General features: G+C 69.8%; 22 protein-coding genes. 11 read left to right on the forward strand and 11 right to left on the reverse strand.

Going from position 1 to position 22,317, the window contains the following annotated elements:
• The first annotated feature begins 15 nt into the window (after positions 1-15).
• Positions 16-1,749 (forward strand): ShlB/FhaC/HecB family hemolysin secretion/activation protein, encoded by a 1,734-nt coding sequence (locus BM43_RS04525; RefSeq protein ID WP_052409197.1) that lies wholly within the window; start codon positions 16-18, stop codon positions 1,747-1,749.
• Here BM43_RS04525 and BM43_RS40165 read toward each other — a convergent pair.
• Positions 1,715-1,975, reverse strand: a complete 261-nt coding sequence (locus BM43_RS40165; protein WP_144417624.1) for a hypothetical protein — start codon at positions 1,973-1,975, stop codon at positions 1,715-1,717. The genes BM43_RS04525 and BM43_RS40165 overlap by 35 nt on opposite strands.
• A 36-nt stretch (positions 1,976-2,011) precedes the next feature.
• Between BM43_RS40165 and BM43_RS04530 the strand changes: the two genes are divergently transcribed.
• From BM43_RS04530 to BM43_RS04540, 3 genes are all read left to right on the forward strand, one after another.
• Positions 2,012-3,487: an amidase gene (locus BM43_RS04530; protein ID WP_036056687.1), complete on the forward strand. Its 1,476-nt coding sequence runs from the start codon at positions 2,012-2,014 to the stop codon at positions 3,485-3,487.
• Between the two features lie 186 nt (positions 3,488-3,673).
• Complete coding sequence (locus tag BM43_RS04535) at positions 3,674-4,435, forward strand: hypothetical protein (RefSeq protein WP_036056686.1); 762 nt, start codon at positions 3,674-3,676, stop codon at positions 4,433-4,435.
• Between the two features lie 129 nt (positions 4,436-4,564).
• Entirely contained in the window at positions 4,565-5,434 is an 870-nt protein-coding gene (locus BM43_RS04540; protein WP_036056685.1) for an arylamine N-acetyltransferase family protein, read from the forward strand.
• Positions 5,435-5,524: 90 nt separating this feature from the next.
• Here BM43_RS04540 and gcvA read toward each other — a convergent pair whose 3' ends face one another.
• Positions 5,525-6,466: a transcriptional regulator GcvA gene (gcvA, locus tag BM43_RS04545; protein ID WP_036057348.1), complete on the reverse strand. Its 942-nt coding sequence runs from the start codon at positions 6,464-6,466 to the stop codon at positions 5,525-5,527.
• Positions 6,467-6,670: 204 nt separating this feature from the next.
• Between gcvA and BM43_RS04550 the strand changes: the two genes are divergently transcribed.
• Positions 6,671-7,447: an SDR family NAD(P)-dependent oxidoreductase gene (locus BM43_RS04550; RefSeq protein ID WP_036056684.1), complete on the forward strand. Its 777-nt coding sequence runs from the start codon at positions 6,671-6,673 to the stop codon at positions 7,445-7,447.
• A 78-nt stretch (positions 7,448-7,525) separates the two neighbouring features.
• On the opposite strand, the gene BM43_RS04555 is transcribed toward BM43_RS04550, so the two are convergent.
• On the reverse strand, positions 7,526-8,008 hold the full coding sequence (locus tag BM43_RS04555) for an Lrp/AsnC family transcriptional regulator (protein WP_036056683.1): 483 nt from the start codon (positions 8,006-8,008) through the stop codon (positions 7,526-7,528).
• 294 nt (positions 8,009-8,302) lie between these two features.
• Here BM43_RS04555 and BM43_RS04560 point away from each other — a divergent pair, with 294 nt between their 5' ends.
• Positions 8,303-8,953: a LysE family translocator gene (locus BM43_RS04560; RefSeq protein WP_036056682.1), complete on the forward strand. Its 651-nt coding sequence runs from the start codon at positions 8,303-8,305 to the stop codon at positions 8,951-8,953.
• A gap of 132 nt (positions 8,954-9,085) precedes the next feature.
• Here BM43_RS04560 and BM43_RS04565 read toward each other — a convergent pair whose 3' ends face one another.
• From BM43_RS04565 to BM43_RS04575, 3 genes are all read right to left on the reverse strand, one after another.
• The gene (locus BM43_RS04565) at positions 9,086-9,280 is read right to left on the reverse strand and encodes a 4-oxalocrotonate tautomerase (RefSeq protein WP_025097994.1); all 195 of its coding nucleotides are present in this window, start codon (positions 9,278-9,280) and stop codon (positions 9,086-9,088) included.
• Between the two features lie 65 nt (positions 9,281-9,345).
• Positions 9,346-10,140, reverse strand: coding sequence for a class II aldolase/adducin family protein (locus BM43_RS04570; RefSeq protein WP_036056681.1), 795 nt, complete (start codon positions 10,138-10,140; stop codon positions 9,346-9,348).
• Entirely contained in the window at positions 10,118-11,218 is a 1,101-nt protein-coding gene (locus BM43_RS04575; RefSeq protein ID WP_052409198.1) for an urea transporter, read from the reverse strand. Before BM43_RS04575 ends, BM43_RS04570 begins: the two co-directional genes overlap by 23 nt.
• 164 nt (positions 11,219-11,382) lie before the next feature.
• Between BM43_RS04575 and BM43_RS04580 the strand changes: the two genes are divergently transcribed.
• Positions 11,383-11,937 carry a putative glycolipid-binding domain-containing protein gene (locus tag BM43_RS04580; RefSeq protein WP_036056680.1) on the forward strand — a complete coding sequence of 185 codons (555 nt, stop codon included), beginning with the start codon at positions 11,383-11,385 and terminating at the stop codon, positions 11,935-11,937.
• On the opposite strand, the gene BM43_RS04585 is transcribed toward BM43_RS04580, so the two are convergent.
• The 4 genes from BM43_RS04585 to BM43_RS04600 are packed head-to-tail and all read right to left on the reverse strand — an operon-like array spanning position 11,915 to position 16,352.
• A complete protein-coding gene (locus tag BM43_RS04585; RefSeq protein WP_036056679.1) occupies positions 11,915-12,907 on the reverse strand; it encodes an alpha/beta fold hydrolase in 993 nt (330 codons plus the stop codon). The genes BM43_RS04580 and BM43_RS04585 overlap by 23 nt on opposite strands.
• A 14-nt stretch (positions 12,908-12,921) precedes the next feature.
• Positions 12,922-13,821 (reverse strand): metal-dependent hydrolase, encoded by a 900-nt coding sequence (locus BM43_RS04590; RefSeq protein ID WP_036056677.1) that lies wholly within the window; start codon positions 13,819-13,821, stop codon positions 12,922-12,924.
• Positions 13,818-14,747, reverse strand: coding sequence for an SDR family NAD(P)-dependent oxidoreductase (locus BM43_RS04595; RefSeq protein ID WP_013689934.1), 930 nt, complete (start codon positions 14,745-14,747; stop codon positions 13,818-13,820). The genes BM43_RS04590 and BM43_RS04595 overlap by 4 nt, the downstream gene beginning before the upstream one ends.
• 18 nt (positions 14,748-14,765) lie before the next feature.
• Positions 14,766-16,352, reverse strand: coding sequence for a flavin-containing monooxygenase (locus BM43_RS04600; RefSeq protein ID WP_036056676.1), 1,587 nt, complete (start codon positions 16,350-16,352; stop codon positions 14,766-14,768).
• A 430-nt stretch (positions 16,353-16,782) separates the two neighbouring features.
• Here BM43_RS04600 and BM43_RS04605 point away from each other — a divergent pair, with 430 nt between their 5' ends.
• Positions 16,783-17,745 carry a LysR family transcriptional regulator gene (locus BM43_RS04605; protein WP_013689936.1) on the forward strand — a complete coding sequence of 321 codons (963 nt, stop codon included), beginning with the start codon at positions 16,783-16,785 and terminating at the stop codon, positions 17,743-17,745.
• Positions 17,746-17,881: 136 nt separating this feature from the next.
• Positions 17,882-18,076, forward strand: a complete 195-nt coding sequence (locus BM43_RS04610; protein ID WP_017921290.1) for a YqaE/Pmp3 family membrane protein — start codon at positions 17,882-17,884, stop codon at positions 18,074-18,076.
• 123 nt (positions 18,077-18,199) lie between these two features.
• Here BM43_RS04610 and BM43_RS04615 read toward each other — a convergent pair whose 3' ends face one another.
• Positions 18,200-19,453: an ROK family transcriptional regulator gene (locus BM43_RS04615; RefSeq protein ID WP_042285488.1), complete on the reverse strand. Its 1,254-nt coding sequence runs from the start codon at positions 19,451-19,453 to the stop codon at positions 18,200-18,202.
• A gap of 211 nt (positions 19,454-19,664) precedes the next feature.
• Here BM43_RS04615 and BM43_RS04620 point away from each other — a divergent pair, with 211 nt between their 5' ends.
• Complete coding sequence (locus BM43_RS04620; RefSeq protein WP_036056675.1) at positions 19,665-21,140, forward strand: APC family permease; 1,476 nt, start codon at positions 19,665-19,667, stop codon at positions 21,138-21,140.
• On the forward strand, positions 21,137-22,162 hold the full coding sequence (locus tag BM43_RS04625; protein ID WP_198399559.1) for an ROK family protein: 1,026 nt from the start codon (positions 21,137-21,139) through the stop codon (positions 22,160-22,162). Before BM43_RS04620 ends, BM43_RS04625 begins: the two co-directional genes overlap by 4 nt.
• The last annotated feature ends 155 nt before the right edge of the window (positions 22,163-22,317 follow it).

The raw sequence follows: 22,317 nt of genomic DNA on the forward strand, positions 1-22,317 counted from the left end.
GAGATGAAAACAAACATGAACAAGAAAATCCGAGGGACCAGGGTCGTGGCAAGCTCGCTGCTCCTTGCATCGGCCGGTGCATGGGCACAATCCGCGCAGCAGTTTGGCAACGAACAGCAGGTCCGGCAGCAGGAAGAGGCGAGAGAACGCGAGCGAACCGTTTCAGCGCCAGGCGTTCGATCGCGTGTTGCCGCAAGCGTCGGTTATCCGGTGCTTCCGGCTGAAACTCCATGCTTTCCGATTCGCCGCTTCGCACTCGATGTCCCCGATTCGTTACCCGCTTCCGCGAGGTCGGCAGGCGCGTCCGCGCTGCCGATGGATCGCTTCGCCTTCGCCCGCGAGTGGCTCGCTCACTACGCGAACCAATGCGTCGGCAGGCAAGGCCTCGACATGATCGTCAAAGGTCTTTCCCAGGAAATCCTGGCGCGTGGCTACATCACGACGCGCGTCTTGCTGCCTGAACAGGACTTGACGGGCGGCACGCTGGAACTCGCCTTGATCCCCGGCACGATCCGGCACCTGCGTTTTGCCGACGACACATTGCGCGGTACCTGGAAAACCGCGTTTCCCGCTCGCGACGGCGAGGTGCTGAACCTGCGCGATCTCGAGCAAGGCCTGGAGCAGATGAAGCGCGTCACCAGCCAGGACGTGTCGATGCAAATCGTCCCTGCCGAGCAGCCGGGCGAAAGCGACGTGGTACTGGACGTGAAGCGCGGCAAGCCGTGGACCCTCGTTGCCTCGATCGACAACTCCGGCACGCGCGCGACCGGCAGGCTGCAGGGCAACCTGTCGATCGGCATCGACAATCCACTCGGTCTCGACGACATCTTCAACATCGGCGTGAGCCAGGATCTCGAATTCGGCGACAAGCGCCTCGGCTCGCACGGCTGGAACGGTTTCTACTCGATCCCCTGGGGCTATTGGACCGCCACGATCGCGGCGTACACGAACACCTACTACCAGCAGATTGCCGGCGTGAACCAGACCTTCATCGCGAGCGGCAATTCAAAGACCCTGGATTTCAAGCTGGCCCGCGTCCTGCTGCGCGGTCAGAACGACGTGTTCAGCGGATATGTCCGTCTCTCGCGCCGCTTCGGCGAAAGCTTCATCGAGGACACCGAAATCACCCAGCAGCGACGCAACAACACGCTTGTCGAACTCGGGCTGACCGATCGCCACTACGTCGGCGGCGCGCAATTCGATGGTGCGCTTGCCTATCGGCAGGGCATCGGCGGATTCGGCGCGCGCGACGACATCCTCGCCGAAGGGGGCGGGCCGACCTACCGCTACAGCATGGCGGTGCTCGATGCGAACCTGTCGGTGCCGTTCGCGATCGCCAGGCAGCCGTTCCGTTACGTGACGAGCCTCCACGGCCAGTACACGGGCAACACGCTGTACTACATCGACGACCTGACCATCGGCAGCCGCTACACGGTGCGTGGCTTCGACGGCGAAACGATGCTGGCGGCGGCGCGCGGGTTCTACTGGCGCAACGAACTGCAGATGCCGATCGTGCAGACCGGGCAGGCGATCTATGCCGGGCTCGATTACGGTCGCGTGTGGGGGCCACAGCCGGTTCTGCTGGTGGGCACGCAGCTGGCTGGCGCGGTGGTGGGCCTGAAGGGCAGCGTGGCGACTCGATTCGGCGCCTATGCCTACGATCTGTTTGCCGGGACGCCGGTCTACAAGCCTTCGGGGTTTCCGACCGCGCGCGTCACGCTGGGGTTTCAATTGACGGCGCAGTTTTGATCGCAGCCTGCGGCGTCGCGCACTCGAATAAAAAATCTAAGAATTTTATGTTTATGCGCATAAATGACACATCGGGGCCGCCTGTTGTCACCCGGGCCGCACGCGGCGGGCCGTCATGCCGGCACGCGAAACGATGGCGCGGATTCAGTGCGAATCGCACTGGATTATGCGAAAAAAATCGAAAATCGACGGCGAAATCGCGCAGACCGCTCGGCTTGCCCTTCATATAATTGTCGGCGTTCCCTCGCTTCAGGAGTGCCTCATGAGCGTCAAGCCCGCCCCGTCGTCTCCCATCTCCCTCGATCCGATCGTCGCGATGCCCGCTCATGAGCTATCCGACGCGATCCGCGGCAAGGCCGTGTCCTGCGTCGAGACCATGCGCGCCTACCTCGACCATATCGAGCGCGTGAACGGCCGCGTCAATGCGATCGTCGCGCTGCGCGAGCGTGAAACGCTGCTGGCCGAGGCCGCGCAAAAGGATGCGGCGCTGGCGCGCGGCGAGTGGCAGGGCTGGCTGCACGGCATCCCGCAGGCGCCCAAGGACCTGGCGATGACCAAGGACATCGTCACCACCATGGGTTCGCCGATCTTCCGCGATTTCCGCCCGGCCGAGGATTCGGTGGCCGTGGCGCGCATGCGCGCGGCCGGCGCGATCTTCATCGGCAAGACCAACACGCCCGAGTTCGGGCTCGGCTCGCATACCTTCAACGAGGTCTATGGCGCGACGCGCAATCCGCACGATCTCGGCAAGAGCGCCGGCGGCAGCAGCGGCGGGGCGGCCGCTGCGCTGGCCGCGCGCCTGCTGCCGGTGGCCGACGGCAGCGATTTCGGCGGCTCGCTGCGCAATCCGGCCGCGTTCTGCAACGTGCTCGGCTTCCGGCCCTCGGTCGGTCGCGTGCCGCGCTGGCCCGCCGTCGACGTGTTCTACCAGCAGTTCGGCACCGATGGCCCGATGGCGCGCACCGTCACCGATCTGGCCCGGCTGCTGGCGATCCAGGCCGGCCGCGACCCGCGCGACGCGCTTTCGCTCGACGACGATCCGGCCCGCTTCACGCAGCCGCTCGACGCCGACCTGCGCGGCAAGCGGATCGCCTGGGTCGGCGACTGGGACGGTTATCTCGCGATCGAGCCGGGCGTGCTCGCGCTGGGCGAGGCGGCGCTCGGCACGCTGCGCAGCATCGGCTGCGAGGTCGATGCCGCGCTGCCTGCCTTCGATCCGGCGCGGATCTGGCGTATCTGGCTCGCGCATCGTCACTTGCTGGCCGGCGGCGCGGCGCTGGTGCATTACCGCGATCCGGCGCGGCGCGCGCTGCTCAAGCCCGAGGCGGTCTACGAGGTGGAAGGGCTGCTGGCGATGAAGGCCGAGCAGGTCTACGAGGCGAGCGCGGCGCGCACGGCCTGGCTGCAGGCCCTGATGGCGATGTTCGAGCACCATGACTTCATCGCCGCGCCCACCGCGCAGGTGTTTCCGTTCGATGTCGAGGAGCGCTGGCCGAAGGCGATCGCGGGCCGCGAGATGGACAGCTATCACCGCTGGATGGAAACCGTCACGCCCTGGACCCTGGCCGGCTGCCCGGTGGTCAACGTGCCGGCCGGTTTCAACGAGGCGGGGCTGCCTACCGGCATCCAGCTGATCGGGCGCCCGCGCGACGATTTCGCCGTGTTGCAGCTCGCGCATGCTTACCAACAGGCCGGCGATTGGGTCGCCGAGCGCCTGCCGGGCATCCTGCGGGCTTAGGGCGGCAGGGCGGAGCGGAACGATTCCTGGGCGCGGCGCTTGCTGTCGGGCGCCGCGTTTCCGTCGCCGCCGCGTGGGCTCCGCCAGGCGCGAAGCCGCGCCGCGCACCGGCGCCCGGATTGCTCATACGTTTCCAGTTGTATCGATCGTTGCATCCCGCGTGGCGCTGCGCGGACAATTTTGTCCATGAAAGCGCTGACGACATCCCACAAGGTAAGAGCGATCGCGAAGAGGCATGCCCGGGCGGCCTTCATGGCCGCGGCGGGCTTCGTCGCGAGCGCCGGCGCGCATGCGCAGCAGGGCCACGCGCATGCCGCGGCGCGCCCGGCCGCCGCGCAATATGTCGCGCAATACGCCGCGATTGACGGCCGTGGCAACGACTCGGCCAGTCCCGATGGCGCCACGCGCCGCGCTTCAGCCTCTCCCGTTTCCCCTTCTTCCGCCGCCTCCGCTTCGCCGGACTGGACCGCCTATGTCGACGCGAATCGCCGCGTGCTGGCGGGGCAGGCCGACCTGGCCGTCGCGATGGGCCTGTCAGGCGCGGCGGGCCAGGCCGCCAGCGCGGCCGGCACGCTCGGCGACGACAGCGACGCCTCGCGCGTCTCGAGCAGCACGCTCGCCGAGATCGGCGGCGCGCAGCAATCGATCGCGCTGGCGCTGTCTCAGGCCTTTGCGTCGGCATCGTCGGCCTCGGCCCTGCCGGTCGATCGCGACAGTTTCAGCAGCGGGCTCGCCTCGCTCGGCGAGGGCCTGCAGCGTTTCGAGGGCCTGCCCAGCGGCGCGCAGGCGGCCGCGCCCGATGCGGCCTCGTCACGCTTCGCCGAGCACGCGCCCGACCAGATCGACGCGGCCGCGGCCACGCTGAACGACGCGGTGCGCTACGCCTCGGTGCATGGCATCGAGGTGCCGCCGGTCGCCACGCTGGCGCTGCGCCGCATCGCGCATTGACGGGCGCAACGCGGCGCCGTCGTCTCGCCGAAGCCTGCCGTCTCGCGCCTACCGGCGGCGATCGCATGGCAGTGCTAAGGTAGCGCGCATTCGCCGCCGCGCGCGTTCCCTTCCACCGGACCTCCTGGCATGCACGACGATCTCGATCTTCCCGCCTATCTCGAACGCATCGGCTACCGGGGCGAAGTCGCGCCGACGCTCGATGCGCTGCGCCGGCTGCATCGTCTCCATCCTGCCGCGATCGCCTTCGAGAATCTCGATTCCCTGACCGGCGCGCCGGTGCGGCTCGACCTGCCGTCGCTGGGTGCCAAGCTGGTGGCGCGGCGTCGCGGCGGTTACTGCTTCGAGCAGAACCGGCTGTTCCAGGCGGTGCTGGAGCGCTTCGGCTTTCGCGTCACGCCGCTGATCGCGCGCGTGCGCTGGCAGCGTCCCCCCGAGCTGGTGGCCGCGCAGACCCACATGCTGCTGCGCGTCGAGCTGGACGGCGCGACCTGGAACCTCGACGTCGGTTTCGGCGCGGTCACGCAGACGGCGCCGCTCGCGGCCACGCCCGGTGTCGCGCAGCGCACGCCGCATGGCGAGTACCGGCTGGTCGAGGCGCCCGGCGCCGACGCGTTCGACCTGGAATTCCGTGCCGCGAAGGGCTGGCAGCCGGTCTATCGTTTCGTGGCGCGAGGCGTCGAGCAGATCGATTACGAGGTGGCGAACTGGTACACCTCGACGCATCCCGATTCGAAGTTCGTGAACGACCTGATCGTCAGCCGCGTGCTGCCGGAGGGCCGTGCCGCGCTGCTCAACGACACCCTGACGCTGCGCGATGCGAGCGGGGCGGCGACCCGTCATGAGCGTCTCGCCGACGCGGCTGCCTGGGCCGCCTGCCTGGACCAGCGCTTCGACCTCGACCTGGATGGCTTCGATATCGAGCAGTTGTTCGCGCGCGTGCAGGCGCGCAGCGCGGCGCTCGACGCGCTGGCCCAGGCGCAGTCGCAATCGCGCTGAGGTGCGGCGCGGGAGTATCGAAGCGAAAACGCGGATAGGGCGAGGCTCGCGCGCGCTGCCTGCCGCGCGACCGGCGTCGCCATCCAGGGCTCAATCGGCCTGGGCCCCGCTCCCGCAATCGCCCGTTGCGGCCTCGCGCATCAGCCAGTCGCGGAACGCCACCAGCCTGGGCAGTGTCGCCGCCTCGGCGCGATAGACCACGTAATAGGCCAGCGCCGAGGGATAGGCGATCTCGGGGAACAGCGGCACCAGCCGGCCCGCGGCCACGTCGTCGCAGGCCATCACGCTGCGCGCCAGCGCGATGCCGTGGCCGTCGATCGCCGCCTGCAGCACGGCCGCCGAATTGTTGACCTGCATGCCGCGCCGCGCTTCCACCCCGGCCGCGCCCGCGTGGGCGAGCCAGGCTTCCCAGGATGCGAAGCCCGCATCCGTCTCCACCGACCGATCGTGTATCAGCGGCTTGCCGGCCAGCTCGCGCGGCGAGCCCAGTGCGCCGTGCCTGGCCAGCCAGGCCGGCGAGCAGACCGGGAAGATGCGTTCCTCCATCAGCTTCTCGGCGGCGAGGCCGGGCCAACTGCCGCGGCCGTAGCGCACGCCGATGTCGATGCCTTGCGCGACGAAATCCACCGGCTTCAGGTTGGTGTCGAGCCGCACGTCGGTTTCCGGGCATTGCGCGTGGAAGCGCTCGATGCGCGGCAGCAGCCATTTCGCGGCGAACGCGGGGCTGACCGCGACGGTCAGCACGCCCGAGCGCGTGCCTTCCTGCAGGCGCGCCAGGCCGATCGACAGGCGGTCGAAGCCGGCGCGGATATCGGGCAGCGCGCGCTCGGCCGTCTCGGTCGGCACCAGCCGCGCGCGGCCGCTGGTGCCGCGCACGAACAAGGGCGCGCCCAGCCACTCCTCCAGCGAGCGCACCAACTGGCCGACCGCGGCCGGCGTCACGTTCAGTTCGGCCGCGGCGGCCGAGAAGCCCTGGTGGCGAGCGCTGGCCTCGAAGGCGCGCAGGGCGTTGAGGAAGACGGGTGTTTTCACGGTGGCGGGGGAGGAAGGGAGCGTGTCGAGCATACGCCAAGTGCCGGAAAATGCCGTTACAGACAAAGATTTTCTTTCAGAACGACACACAATATCTGATTTGCGGCACTTCCGCGATCGACGAAGAATGCAGTCATCCAGTCACGAACTGCCGAACCAACCAAGCAGACCGTGGCCCATTCAACGTCACGAACGGGAGTCATCATGCATAGTTTTTCTTCCAAGGTTGCGATCGTCACCGGCGGCGGCTCGGGAATCGGCAAGGAAGTCGCGGCGCGGCTCGTCAAGGCGGGCGCCAGCGTCGTGATCGGCGGGCGCGACGCGGCCAAGCTGAAGCAGGCCGCGGCCGAGATCGACGCGAGCGGCGAGCGCGTGCGCTGGCAGGCCGGCGACATCGCCAGGCCGGCCTCGGCGGCCGCGCTGGTCGCGCTGGCCACCGAGGCCTTCGGCGGCGTCGACATCCTCGTCAACAACGCCGGCGTGTTCCGCCCCAAGTCCTTCCTCGAGGTGGACGAGGCCGAGTACGACGGCTTCCTCGACATCATCCTGAAGGGCAAGTTCTTCATGGCGCAGGCCGCGGCCAAGGCGATGCAACTGCGCGGCGGCGGCGCGATCGTGCAGACCGGCTCGCTGTGGGCGCTGCAGGCGATCGGCGCGACGCCGTCGGCCGCCTATTCGGCCGCCAATGCCGGCGTGCATGCGCTGACGCGCAACCTGGCGATCGAGCTGGCCGCCTCGAACATCCGCATCAACACGGTCGCGCCGGCCGTGGTCGAGACGCCGGTCTACAACACCTTCATGTCCGACGACCAGGTCAAGGAAACGCTGCCCGCCTTCAACGCCTTCCATCCGCTCGGGCGCAACGGTCAGCCGGCCGATATCGCCGAGGCGATCCTGTTCCTCGCCTCGAACAACGCCTCGTGGATCACCGGTACCGTGCTGCCGGTGGACGGCGGCGTGATGGCCGGCCGCCAGGGCTGAAACCCCTCGTCGACCCGAATCGGTTCCGCATGGTGCTGACGATGCGGCGCTGAGGCGCTCGCCGCCGCGCCGCCCGCTTCAGACCTGCATCGACGGCACGTCCTTCACGCAGCGCAGCGCGAACATCGAGCGGCTATGGCGGATGCTGGAGATCTTGTAGAGCTTCTCGCGCAGGAAGCGCTCGTAGCCGGCCGTGCCGTCCACCGCCACCTTGATCCAGTAATCGTATTCGCCCGACACCAGGTAGGCCTCCAGCACCTCGGGCAGCGCGGCCAGCTCGGCGCCGAAGCGTGCCAGCGCATCGTCCTCGTGGCGGTCGAGGGTGACCTCGAGGATCACGATGTCGGCGTAACCGAGCAGGCGCGGATTCACCAGCGCGACGTAGCCGTCGATATAACCGTCGGTCTCGAGCTGGCGCGTGCGGTTCCAGCAGGCCGTGGTCGACATGCCGACCTGTTCGGCCAGTTCGGCGTTGGACAGGCGCGCATTGGACTGCAGCGCGCGCAGGATCTTGCGGTCCTGGTTGTCGAGCAATTTGGGCGAGCGTTCGCGGGTGGCCATGAGGTTCTGGAATTTTGTTCGCGGAATGGCGATTCTATCTGAAGAAGCTTCCGGTTCCTGGCGGAAATCACGGGATAAGCGGAAGCCTTTTCAGCGCCTCGCCGCGTATATTTTCCGTATGCCTTGTTGCCCGGCATGACCGATTCGGCCACCCCCCGTTTCGATCAGCTAGCGCGATCACGAGTCGCGAGGCCGGGCAGGACGGGCATCCGTCACCCTCGTTACCGTCCGAAACCGGCGGCGCTGCCGCCGCCGGGTCGCATCACGGAATTACCCGAATTCGCCCGCTCCGACATGTCGTTCCAGCTCTACCTGTCCTTCCTCGCCGCCGCGCTCGTGCTCGTTTATGCCCCCGGTCCCGTCAACCTGCTCACCATGAGCCATGCGCTGCGCGCCGGCTGGCGGCGCGCGCTGCCCTGCGTCTGGGGCGGCACCGTGGCGGTGCTGCTGCAACTGGTGCTGACGGCGTTGTGCCTCAATTCGCTGCTGCACGTCGACGAACGCGCGCTGGGCGTGCTGCGCTGGGTCGGCGCGGCCTACCTGGTCTGGCTCGGCTACCGGCAGTGGCGCGGCGGCGCGATCGTCGCGCCGGCCGAGGGCGAGGCGCCTGGCACGGGCGAGGCCGAAGCCGAGACGGCTTCCTCGCGGCGCGGCCTGTTCTGGCGCGGCCTCGCCACCTCGGGCTTCAATCCGAAGACGCTGCTGTTCTTCCCGTCCTTCTTCCCGCAGTTCATCAGCAGCGAGGCGAGCTGGAGCGTGAATCAGCAGTACCTGGTGCTGGCCGCCACGTTCGCGCTGCTGTTCGCGCTCGGGGTGGCCTCGATGGCGCTGTTCTCGCAGCGCCTGAGCCGCCTGCTGCAACGCCCGACGCGCGTGCGCGCGCTCAATCGCCTGATGGGCGGCCTGCTGGCGGGGATGGGGGCGATGATGGCCGGCTGGGGTTGAACCTCGGCCGAAGCGAGCGGGACGCGCCGGATTCGAGCGCGGTCCCGCGCCGGAAAGCAGAACGCGCCGCGATATTCGCGGCGCGTTGCGTTTTGGCGGGGCCGAGCGGGTTCGGGCGCGGCGGCGCAGCGCTCAGCCGGCGTCCGCGTCGGACCACAGCTTGCCGCCGGTGGCCCAGTTCTCCTTCTTCACCTCGTGCAGGATGATGTCGACCGCCGAGGGCGGGCAGTCGAGCGTCTCGCAGGTCACGCGCGTGATGGCCTCGATGAAGCGGCGTTTCTGCTCGGCGCTGCGGCCTTCGAACAGATCGACGTGAAAGGTGGGCATGGCAGGTCTCCAGGTCAGGGGTGCGGGCAAACAGGGCGATTCAGGACGATTCAGGGCGGGACGAGTCAATCGCGATACGACGCCTCGCCGGGACGCGCATGACGTTCGTGGCGATCGAGACGGCGCAGCATGGCCGGCCATTCCAGCTCGCCCTCGAGCGCGCCGCCGTCGCGCAGTTGTTCGGCCGCGCGCGCGATCACCTCGGGCGCGGGCAGCACCGGCGCGAGGCCGCCGGCCTGGGCGGCCAGCTGGATCTCGCAGGCCTTCAGCAGCGTGGCGGTGCGCACCCAGGCTTCGGCCACGGTGCGGCCGACCGTCAGCGTGCCGTGATTGCGCAGCAGCATAGCCGACTTGTCGCCGAGCCGCTCGACCAGGCGCGCGCCTTCGGCCGGCGTGAAGGCCAGCGCCTCGTAGTCGTGGCAGGCCAGGTCGTCGTGAAAGCGCAGCGCGTGCTGCGAGGCCGGCAGCAAGCCCTGCGGCTGCATCGAGACGGCGATGCCGGCCTTGGCATGCAGGTGGATCACGCAGACCGCATCGGCGCGCGCCGCGTGCACGGCCGCATGCAGCGCGAAGCCGGTGGCGTTGACCTGGTGCGGGCCATCGCCGATGCGCCTGCCGGCCAGGTCGATCTTGACCAGGCTCGAGGCACGCACCTCCTCGAAGGCGAGCCCGAAGGGATTGATCAGGAAATGTCCGGGCTCGCCGGGCACGGCCACCGACAGATGCGTGTAGATCAGGTCGTCGTGGCCGTCGAGCGCGACCAGGCGATAGGCGGCAGCGAGGTCGAGGCGGACGCGCTGCTCGGCCGCGGAGATCGGGCCGGCGGCGGCGCGGGTGTCAGCGTGGTGGACGAAGCTCATGGTGGGTGGCGGTGGTGAGGGGCGGTGCCGGCGCGCGGGGCGCGGCTGGCGCGGCGGGTGAAGATGGCGCGACGCTCTCGCGCGACGCGATGCGCAGGAGATTGGCGGCGATCGCGAACGGCGCGCTGAACGGCGGCAGCCCGAGACGCAGCGCGAGCAGGTGCAGCAGCGATGCGCCCAGGGCGCCGGCCAGCGCGATACGTGGCCCTCGGGCGGCCAGCGCGATGGCCGCCAGCGCGCCGTTGTAGCCGAGCAAGCCGGCCGCGCAGGCGCCGGCCGAGCGCGTGTCCGTGCCGCCGGCCGCGAGCAGCAGGACCGAGCCGAGCAGGGCGCCGAGCAGGCCGAGCCCGGCCGCGCGCGGCGAGGCCAGCGCGAGGCCGGCCAGCAGGAACAGGCCCGGCAGCGTGCCCGAGGCGAACGCGGCCTGGGCGAACGCGGCGAGCGCGGCGCCCGACAGGACCGCCGGCGCGCCCGGCCACGCGCCGGCATGACTGACGGCGAGCGGCATGAACCACGGCAGCCAGCATGCCGTCGCGATGACGGCCGGCAGGGAATAGGCGCCGCCGCCGCGGCGCGCGAGGCCATGCGCGATGGGGCGGTACAGCGCGCCGGCCAGCATCGCCGCGATCAAGGCGATCGCGAAGGCCTGCGAGCGATCGGGAATCAGCGCGACGGCCGCCAGCGCCGCGAGCGCGCCGCTGTAGCCGTGCAGGCCGAGCGCCATGTCGGCGAGATCGGTTTGCCGCGCGCTGCCGCCGGAACCATCGGCGGCGCGTGGGGCGGCATGCGTCGACTGCGTCGCCGTCGGCACCGCATCGGTCATCCCGACCTGCCGCGAGCCGCTCCCGAGCACGCTCGATCCCACCTTGGCGCCGCCCGTCAACAGCGCCGCGATATTCGCGGCGGCCGTGCCGGCCAGCGCCGCGCAGCCGAGCGCGGGATCGGCCAGCAGCAGCCCGGCCAGCACGCCGGCGCCGGTGCCCGCATGCGGCTGCAGCAGCACCTGGCCGAGGCCGCGCAGCAGCGTACGCAGTTCGATCGGCAGCGCGAGCGGAACGAGGTGGGAGCGGGCGGGCATGAGCGGGGCAGCGGGGGAGCGGGGCGCAGGCGGACGCGAAGCCGCGAGCATAGAAGATCGCCGCGCGGCGCGACATGGGCGGGCCCGGATACCGGCTATTTGCGCTACGATCGAGCGCACCGCGCGCGGCCCCGCCGCGCGGGCCGCCAAGGGAAGGCATCACGATGCGCGAAGTGCGCTGGGCGTCGCTCGACAGCGACGGTATCGAACACCTGACACTCTCGCGCGACGGCGACGGCTATCTGGCCGAGAGCGTGATCATCGGCCGCCACGACGACGGGCGGCGCTACGGGCTGGCCTACCGGCTCGCCTGCGACGGCCACTGGCGCACCACGCGGGCCACGCTGAGCGTGATGGGTGGCGCCACGCAGAGCCTGCTGCGCGATCGCGAGGGCCGCTGGCAGGACGGCGAGGGGCGCCCGCTGCCGGCGCTCGAAGGCTGCGTCGACCTCGATATCGCCGCCACCCCCTACACCAACACCTTGCCGATCCGCCGCCTCGGGCTGCGCCGCGACGAGCGGCGCGCGATCGAGGTGGCCTATGTCAGCGTGCCGGACCTGGCGGTGTCGCGCGCGACCCAGGCCTATGTCTGCATCGAGCCGGGCCGGCGCTATCGCTACGAAGGGATCGACGGCCGCTTCACGGCGGGCCTGAGCGTCGACGACGACGGTCTGGTGCTCGAATACGACACCTTGTTCAGGCGCTTGCCCGCGGCTTGAGCGGCGCGCCCGGGACGGCCTCGGCTGCGCTCGGGCGCATGGCGAGATCGGCATCGTTGGCGCCGGGCTGTCCCGCGCGTGCCGTGGCCGCCGCCGCTGTCGCGGCCGCCGCCGGCGACGCGAAGGCCGGCTCGTGGCTGGCCGCGAAGCTGTCGATGCGCTGCGCGATCAGCGCCGCGTCGCGCAGCACCGTCCAGTGCGAGGCGTCGATGATCTCGCGCCGATGCGGCCCGAGCCAGCGTTCGAGGTTCTCGGTCAGGGCCGGCGTCACGTAGCGATCGCGGCGCGGCACCAGGATCTGCACCGGCGCCTGCGCGTAACGCTCGCGCGGCTGGCGTGCCCGAGCGATGAAGTTGGCGCGATACAGGCGGATGCCGTTCACGCCGTTGCGCAGTTGATGCGGATCGGCCTCGGCGCGGATCCGCTCGGTGCGGCGCAACCACAGCGGCCAGAGCGCGGCGCCGCCGAGCCGCCAGAACAGCGGCGGCAGCACCGGCAGGTGGAAGAAGGCGATGTACCAGGACTTCAGCGACTGCCGCAGCTTGAGCCGCGCGCGGAACACATGGTCCAGGCAGGGCCCCGAGATCGAGGTATAGGAGAGGATCCGGCCGCGCATGGCCGGATCGGTGACGGCTTCCCAGCTCTGGATCGAGCCCCAGTCGTGCCCGACCAGGTGGAACGGCCGCGTGCCGCAGGCCGCCCGCGCGACCGCCGACAGGTCGCGTTCGAGCTGCGCCATGCGATAGGCGGCGGTGGCCTTGGGCGCGTCGGATTCGCCCGCGCCGCGCACGTCGTAGGCGATCACGCGATAACGCTTCTCCAGCGTCTCGCGCACGCGATCCCAGACTCGTGAGGAATCCGGATAACCATGCACCAGGATCAGCGGCGGCGCCTCGCGCGGCCCGCTCAGGTGGACGGCGAGCCGCACGCCGTCCGAATCGACCGTCAGCGTCTCGCGCGCGCTCGCCATAACCGATCCCCCGCTCAGTGCGCGGCGGCCGGCGCGGCCGCATGCAGCGGCACGCGCCGCGGCGCGGCCTCGGCGGCGTAGCGCGCATTGGTCTCGTCGATCTTCGCGAGCAGGCTGTCGAGTTCGCCCAGGTAGCGGCGGTTGTCGTAGTCCCAGGGATGGAAGTTCGGGCGGAAGAAGCCGAACCACTCGCGCGCGATGCCGGGGAACACGCCGCCGCGCGGCGCGTACAGGTACTTCACCAGCGTCCACATGCCGGAGAAGCGGCCGTGATGGCGGCGGTGCGCGAACATCAGGCGCAGGTGGTAATCGAACACGATGGCCCAAAAGATCGCGGTGGTCATCAGCATGGTGCCGGTGCGCAGCAGGTAGCGGCCCAGGCCCGGCTTGATCACGCGCAGCCACACGTCGTAGGACACCGACTTGTGCTCGGTCTCCTCCATCGCGTGCCACATCCACATCTGCGTGTAGCCGTCGACCGAGCCGTCGATGCGCTCCTTGTGGCCTTCCAGCAGCAGGTTGGCGAGCATCGCCGTGTAGTGCTCCAGCGCGATCGTGATGGCCAGCTGCATCGAGGGCGGCAGGTACTTCTTGAACAGGCCGAGAATGAACCACAGACGGCGGTCGAGCTTGTGCGCGGGCAGGCCGGCGGCCTGCAGCAGGTCGTTGTACTCGATGTGCTCGCGCGTGTGCATCGCCTCCTGGCCGATGAAGCCGATCACCTGCTTCTTGAGTTCGGGATCGTGGATCTGGTCGCGGTAGTGGCGCACCGAGTCCATGAAGAAACGCTCGCCGGCCGGGAACAGCAGCGACAGCGCGTTCATGAAGTGGGTGACGGGCACCCCCTTCACGTGCCAGTCGCACGCGCGGTCGGGGGGCATGGCGAAACGGATGTCACGGCGGACGGGCATCATGACGGTTCTCCCTGATTACCTGCGTTGTTGTAGCTGGAGTGGGCCGGCGCGAGCTTGCCGCCGCGCGCGGCGCGGCGGCGCGCCTTGGCCCGTTCGCGCTTGGTCGCGAGCACGACCAGCGCCTGGTAGGCGGCGGGCAGGGTGCGCGCGAGCCAGTCGGCGCCGCGCGCATCGCGCCCGATCAGCACGCGGCGCTTGTTTCTGCGCACGCCGTGCAGGATCACGCGCGCGGCTTCCTCCGGCGTCGTGATGAAGAACTTCTCGAAGTCGTCCTTGCCCTGCTGCTCGCTGTCGACCATGAAGCCGAGCATGTTCTGCGAGATCCGGCTCGACTGCGCGATGTTGGTCTTGATGCCGCCCGGGTGCACGCAGGTGGCCGACACGCCGCACTTCATCATGTCGAGTTCCTGGCGCAGCGATTCGGTGAAGCCGCGCACCGCGTACTTGGTGGCGTTGTAGGCGCTCATGCCCGGCTGCGCGAAGATGCCGAAGATGCTCGAGGTGTTGATCACGTGCCCGTCGCCCGCGGCCTTCAGGTGCGGCAGGAAGGCCTTGGTGCCGTGCACCACGCCCCAGAAGTTGATGTTCATGATCCATTCGAGGTCGGCGTAGTCCATGCCCTCGATGGTGCTCGACAGCGCCACGCCGGCGTTGTTGAAGACCAGGTTGACGCGGCCGAACTGGCGCGCGGTGTCGTCGGCCCAGCGATGCACGGCGGCGCGGTCGGCCACGTCGAGCAGGCAGGTGGTGACGCGCACCGAGGGCGCCAGCGCCCGCACGATGCGCTCGGTCTCGGCCAGGCCGACGCCGTTCTTGTCGGCCAGCGCCACGTGGCAGCCGTCCTGGGCGAGCTGCAGCGCCAGCGAGCGGCCCATGCCGGAGCCGGCGCCGGTGATCGCCGCAACCTTGTCGTGGAAGGATTTCATCTGCTTCGCTCCTGGTCGTCAGACGGCTTGCGCGCGGCGCGCCGGCGCGTCGGTGGCGGGGGCGCCGGCCACGGCGCTGCCGGCCTCGGCGTGTGTCTCGCGGCGCGCGGCCGCGTAGGCGTGGTAGTCGGCGATCGAGAACTGCGCGGTGGCCTGCCGGAAGCGCCAGGTGAAGCCCGGCCACAGCGTGGTGTTCTTGCCGGTGCGCGGGTCCAGGTACCAGCTCTTGCAGCCGCCGGTCGACCAGATCGCGCGTTTCAGGCGCTGCTGCAGCCGCGTGTTGTATTCGGCCTCCACCAGCGGGCGCACCTCGATCGCGTCGGCGCGCTCCTGGTCCATCGCGTCGAGCGCGCCGAGGATGTATTCGATCTGCGACTCGATCATGAACACCATCGAGTTGTGGCCGAGCCCGGTGTTCGGGCCGACGATCATGAAGAAGTTCGGGTAGCCGGGCAGGGTGGTGCCGAGGTAGGCATGCGCGCCGTCGCGCCAGGTATCGACGATGTCGACGCCGCCGCGCCCGCGGATCACGCCGCGCGGGAACGGGTCGGCCACCTGGAAGCCGGTGCCGTAGATCAGGCAGTCCACCTCGTGGCGGCGGCCGTCGGTGGTGACCACCGCGTCGGGCTCGATGCGCGCGATGCCGGTGGTGAGCACGTCGACGTTGGCGCGCGTGAGCGCCGGGTAGTAGTCGTTCGAGATCAGCACGCGCTTGCAGCCGAGCGTGTAGTTCGGCGTGACGGTGGCGCGCAGCGCCGGGTCGGCGATCTGCTTGCGGATATGGCGCTCGGCCAGCTTCTGCACGTTCTTCATCAGCGCGGGATGGATCGCGAAGCCCAGCACGCGCGATTCCAGCATCCAGTAGCGGCTGGTGCGCGCCAGCTTCTGCGTGAACGGCAGGGCGCGGAACAGCCATTGCTCGAAGCGGCCGAGCTGGCGGTCCGGCTTGGGCATGATCCACGGCGGGGTGCGCTGGAACAGCGAGAGTCGCGCGACCTTCGGCGCGATCTGCGGCACGAACTGGATGGCGCTGGCGCCGGTGCCGATCACCGCCACGCGCTTGCCTTCCAGGCGATAGTCGTGGTCCCAGTGCTGCGAGTGGAAGGCGTGGCCGGCGAAGCTGTCGAGCCCTTCGATCTGCGGCAGCGCGGCCCGCGACAGGCCGCCCATGCCCGATACCAGCACGCGCGCCGAGACGCGGCGGCCGTTGGCGAAGCGCAGTTGCCAGCGGTGCGCGACCTCGTCGTATTCGGCGCTGGCCAGCTCGTGGTCGAAGCGCAGGTAGGGCGCGATGCCGAAGCGCTCGACGCAGCTTTCCAGGTAGGCGCGGATTTCCGGTTGCGGCGCGAACATGCGCGTCCAGCGCGGGTTCGGCGCGAACGAGAACGAGTAGACATGGGATTGCACGTCGCAGGCGCAGCCGGGGTAATGGTTATCGCGCCAGGTGCCGCCCACGCTCGGGGCCTTCTCGAACACCGCGAAGTCGCCGCGCCCCTTCTGGCGCAGCCGGATCGCCATGCCGAGGCCGGCAAAGCCGGTGCCGATGATCGCGATGTCGACGGCTTCGCTGGCGCCGTCGCCATCGGGCAGGGTACGCGCATTCATGCGGTGTCTCCGTTCCGGTTCATTTTTAAATGTGACATTGACGGATGTAACGATAGTCGGTGACGCGAGAAATCGCAAGCGAGTAGATGGCGGCCTCTAGCGCGGCCCGGGCTTGCCGTCGTGATGCAAGTATTTGATTCGAAATGGGTAATTTATTCGTGGCCAAAGGCTCGCCGAAGCTGTCGGTGAAAACACGGAGCCCCTCGCGGCGCCGGGCGCGCGATCGGCCGGGCCGACTCGGGCTGCCGGCGAACTGCCGAAACCGCCGCGCGAGCCCCGCCCGGCAAGGCTTTGCCGCCTTCCGCCAATCGCCGGCCGGCCGCCGCGATTGCTCGCGGCACATGAATAATCGCCGTCAGGCTTGAATCGCGATGCCGTGCCGCTCTATCCTGTTCCGTTGGCCGTTCGAAAGCAGAGAAAGGGGAAATTGATGGACCGATTACAGGCGATGCAGGTTTTTACGCGCGTGGTCGATGCGAATAGCTTCACGCGCGCCGCCGAGACGCTGGCCATGCCGCGGGCCTCGGTGACGACGATCATCCAGAACCTCGAAGCCTTGCTCGGCGTGCGCCTGCTGCACCGGACCACGCGCCGGCTCTCGCTGACGCCCGAGGGCGCCGGTTACTACGAGCATTGCATCCGGATCCTGACGGAGATCTCGGAGGCCGACGCGAGCTTCCAGGTCGGCAACCGCAAGCCGCACGGCGCGCTGCGCGTGCACATGCCGTCGCTGCTGGGGCGGCGCGTGGTGCTGCCGGCGCTGCCGGAATTCCACGAGCGTTATCCCGACATCGAGCTGCAGTTCGGCATGTCGGACCGGCCCGTCGACCTGGTGCGCGACGGTTTCGATTGCGAGATCCGGGTGGGGCCGCTGGAGGATTCGTCGATGGTGGCGCGGCGCGTGGGGGTGATGAACCGCGTGAGCTGCGCCTCGCCCGCCTACCTGGAGAAGTTCGGCGAGCCGCGCAGCATCGAGGAACTCGAGAAGCACCGCGCGGTGAACTTCGCTTACGCGCTGGGCCGGCCGATGCCGTGGATCTTCCTGATCGACGGCAAGCTGCAGGAGATCCGCATGAACTCGATCGTCACGGTCAACGATTCCGATGCCTACGTGACCTGCGCGCTCGAGGGTTTCGGGCTGATCCAGCCGACCCTGTTCTCGGTGATCCCGCACCTGATGGACGGCTCGCTGGTGGAGATCCTGCAGGGCGTCTATCCGAAGCCCAAGCCGATCTCGATCGTCTATCCGCACAACCGCCATCTGTCGATGACGGTGCGCGTGTTCGCCGACTGGATCGCCGAGCTGTTCGCCTCGGTGCCGGCGCTCGAGAACGATCCGGCCAAGCGCGTGATGCCGGGCGTGAAGAAGGAGCGCAAGGCGGTGGAGGCTTGAGGGGGAGGGCGCGGCGGCGCGTTGTCTGGGTGGGGCCCTCGCCGCGCCGTGCCCGGGAGCGTCATCCCGGGATCGTAGAATGAGGGGCCGCCCCGGCGCGGCTCCGACAACTCAATTGCCCGATGCGAGGACCCCGATGCGTCTGCTGCTTGCCATCCTGATTCCGTGGTTCCAGTTCTTCACGATCGGCCGCCCGTTCGCGGGCATCATATGCCTGCTGCTGCAGATCACGCTGATCGGCTGGATTCCGGCCGCGATCTGGTCCGTCTATGCCCTGAGCCAATACAAGACCGATCGCAAGATCGAGCAGGCGCTCGGCAAACGCGGCTGAGGTCGCCGCGCGAGGCGCCGCCGTCCTGGCGGCGCCCGATCCTCCCTTCCGGCTTTCCGCCGACACGGCTTCCGAATTTCCCGCCGAATCTCCTCCCGAATTTCCCGCCAAATTTTCCCCGGTTCAGCCCGCCCGCTCGAAGGCCTTGAGCCGCGCGCGCTCGACGCCCTGCACGATCGCGCCGAGCAGCACCGCGTCGGTGCCCGTCGCGGAGATCGCGAATTCGGGCGCCGGGATCGGCAGCCAGGCCTCCACCTGCTCGCGGATCGCCGGCAGCAGCGCCGCGCCGGCCAGGCCGATGCCGCCGCCCAGCACCACCAGGGCAGGGTCCAGCACCGGGATGATGGCGGCCAGGCCCCAGGCGAGCTGGCGCGCCTGCTCGGCCAGGCAGGCGCGCGCGCGTTCGTCGCCCTGCAGCGCGGCGGCGAATACCGCCTCGGCGTCGTCCACTTCCAGGCCGATGCGCCGTGCATGCGCCACGATGCCCTTGGCCGCCGCCGATTCCTCGAAGATCGCCGCGCGCGGGCTGTCGTCCCTGGCGTTCTCGCCGCGGTCTTTGCCGCGCTCGCGCTCGCTGTCCAGCCTTCGATCCTGCGCGGGCGGCGCCGGCCGCAGCACCGCGATTTCCCCCGCGAAACCGTGCGCGCCGCGATAGAGCTTGCCGTCGGTGACGATGCCCAGGCCGATGCCGGTGCCGATCGACATGAACACGAAGTTGTCCACCCCGCGCCCGATGCCGTGCGCCTGCTCGCCGAGCGCGGCGAGATTGATGTCGTTGTCGAACAGGGTGTCCTCGCCGAGCGCGGCGCGCAGCGAGCTGACCAGATCGGCGCGTTCCCAGTCGGGCAGGTTGGGCGCGAGCCGCAGCCGGCCGCTGGAGGGATCGAACACGCCGGGCGAGCCGAGCACGGTGGCCAGCACCGCCTCGCGCGGGAGCGCCTGCGCCTCGGCCAGCGCCTGCGCCATCTCGACGATGCGCGCGACCAGCAGCGAGGCGCGCGCCGGCGAGCGTTTCTCCAGCCGCGCCAGGATATTGCCGGACAGGTCGGCCAGCGCGCCGCGGATCCAGGCCGCGCCGACGTCGATCGCCACCACGTAGCCGGCCCGCGCGCGCGGCTGGTAGAGGCGCGGCTGGCGCCCGGCGCTGCCCTCGCGCACGCCCACCTGCTCGACCAGCCCGAGCCGTTCCAGGTTGCCGAGCGCGCCCGTCACGGTGACCTTGGAGAGGCCCGTGCTCTGCGCGAGCTGCGGCGCGGTGGCCGGCGCGAGCGCCAGCAGGTGCTGGTAGATGGCCCATTCGTTGCCCTGGCGCACGAAGGCGGGGCCGCGGGTGACGGGAGCGCTGGGGGGCGGAGCTTTGCGGGAATGCGGATTCATGCGTGGCCTGTCTGCGGGTGTCCGATCCTATCAACGAGATGTCGCGCGAGGCAAGGCGGGGTTCCGAAGGATTATTTTTGAATCTGTTGAATTCGTAAAGAACCTTTCCTATCATTCGACCACGATGCCGCCATCGACGAAGCGGCACGGCAGCCTCGCACGGCAGTTCCTTGGCAACGAGATCGCGGCCCCCGGCCGCTAGGAGACAGGCATGAGCGATTCCACCTGGCAGGACCCCGGCGCCAGCCGTTCGGACGGCGCCGCCGCCGCGGACGGCGCGGACGACGCGCAGCAGGCGCAGCATTTCCGTCGCTCGGTCGGGTTGTTCCCGGCCATCGCGGTCAACATGATCCAGATCTGCGGGGTGGGGCCGTTCCTGACCATCCCGGCCATCGTGGCGGTGCTCAACGGGCCGCTGGCGGTGATCGGCTGGGTGTGCGGCGCGCTGCTGGCGATGGCCGACGGCCTGGTCTGGGCCGAGCTCGGCGCGGCCATGCCGGGCGCGGGCGGCACCTACCTGTATGTGCGCGAGGCCTTCCAGTACCGCACCGGCAAGCTGATGCCCTTCCTGTTCGTGTGGACCGCCATGCTGTCGATTCCGCTGATCATGAGCACCGGCATCATCGGCTTCGTGCAGTACCTCGGTTTCTTCCTGCCGAACCTGAGCCCCTGGCAGTCGCATGCGATCGGCATCGCCGCGGTGGCGCTGGTGGTGTTCGCGCTGTACCGGCGCATCGAGTCGATCCGCACGCTGGGCGCGGTGCTGTGGATCGTGATGGTGCTCGCGGTGCTGCTGACCACGGCCGCCGCCTGGAGCGACTTCCACCTGCCGCTGGCGTTGTCGATGCCGCCCGACGCGTTCGACGCGGGCAAGTTCTTCACCGGCCTGGGCGCCGGCCTGATCATCGCGATCTACGACTACGCGGGCTACAACACCACCGCCTACATGGGCGACGAGCTGAAGAATCCCGGCCACGTGATGCCGCGCTCGATCATCGTGTCGATCCTGGCGATGATGGTGTTCTACCTGGCGATGAACATCGGCGTGATCGGCACCGTGCCCTGGCAGGAGGTGGCGAAGTCGAGCTCGGTGGCCTCGCTGGTGGTGGAGCGCAACTGGGGGCACACGGCCGCGGCAATCATCACCGCGCTGATCCTGGTGGCGGCGCTCGCCTCGGTGTTCGCGGGCCTGCTCGGCGGCTCGCGCGTGCCCTTCCACGCGGCGCGCGACGGCGTGTTCCTGGCCGCCTTCGGGCGCCTGCACGCGAGGCACGATTTCCCGCACGTGGCGCTGCTGGTGATGGGCGTGGTGACCGCGATCGGCACCTTCTTCGACCTGACCACCGTGATCAACATGCTGGTGGCCGTCGCGGTGCTGCTGCAGTCGGTCGCGCAGATCGCCGCGCTGACGGTACTGCGCCGCCGCCAGCCGGGCCTGCGCCGGCCTTACCGGCAATGGCTCTATCCGCTGCCGAGCCTGCTCGCGCTGGTCGGCTGGCTGTATGTGTTCTACGCGACCGATGCACGTTCGCAATGGATGTCGACGGCATGGATCGCGCTCGGCGTGATGGCGTTCCTGGTCTGGGCGCGCGTCGCGAAACAATGGCCGTTCGGGCCCAAGCGCGTGCGGGAAGTGTTCCTGGAGCGCCAGCAAGGCCGGCCGCGAACCGGCGTGGAGCAGTCATGAGCGAGGAAGCGGCAGGGCGGATGGGAGCGGGCGGCAAGGGCGGGGCAGCGGCGGCGGGCTGCCTGCTGGCGATCGACTTCGGCGGCACCAAGATCGCCATGGCGACCGCCACGCCATCGGGCGAGCGCCTCGGCGAGGCGGAAATCCCGACGCTGGCCGCCGAGGGCGCGGCGCGCGTGCTGGCGCGCACGCGCGAGGCCAGTCTCGCGTTGCTGGCGCGCACGCGCCGCGATCAGCGAGGGGCGGGCGATGCGGGCGCATTGCCCTTGCTGGCGGTGGCGGCCGTCACGCCCGGCATCGTGCAGCCCGACGGGATCCGGTTCGCGCCGAACAATCCCGGCTGGGAGACGCTCGCGCTCGAACCGGCGCTGCGCCGGATGTTCGAGGTGCGAGTGGTGGGCGTGGCGACCGACGTGAAGGCCGCGGCCCTGGCCGAGGCGCGCTTCGGCGCGCTGGCCGGGGTCGGCACGGGGCTCTACGTGAACCTCGGCACGGGGCTCGCGGCGGCGGCCGTGATCGACGGGCGCGTGCTGCGCGGCGCGCACGGCGCGGCCGGCGAGATCGGCTACCAGTTGCTCGGCGCGGCCGGCGAGCGCGCCTGCGCCGAGGGCGGCGCGCCGCTGGAGGAACACGCGGGCGGCGGCGCGCTGGCCGCGCGCGTGTCGGCGCTGCTCGGGCGCGAGACCAGCGCGCGCGAGGCCTTCGCGCTGGCCGCCACGCAACCCGCGGTGGCGGCGCTGCTCGACGAGGCGCTCGACACGCTGGCGCGCCATGTCGCCAATCTCGCGCTGATGATCGATCCCGAGCGCATCGTGCTGGGCGGCGGCATGGCGCGCGTGCCGGCGCTGGTGGAGCGGCTTCGCGCCGCCGTGGCGCGCGCCGCGCTGTTCGAACCGCAATGGCAGCGTGCCGCCTTCGGCCACGGCGCGGCCCTGCAAGGGGCGATCGTGGTCGCGCTCGATGCCTTGCGCGAGTCCGCGCAGGAGGCGGCGCAGCCGGGTGCTGCGATCGTCGCGGCCTGATCGGCCGATTCCCCGCATCATCGCGGCTCGCGTCGCATCGCTGCGCCCCCCGGCGAGGCGAGACGCGAGCCGCCATCGTCGAGCGCCTCGCCCGCTCCACATTGATCCGATCTTTGGCGCGCCTCGCGCCTTTCATCGAGGCACCTCAGGGATAT

The organism is Burkholderia gladioli (assembly GCF_000959725.1).
Lineage (GTDB): Bacteria > Pseudomonadota > Gammaproteobacteria > Burkholderiales > Burkholderiaceae > Burkholderia > Burkholderia gladioli.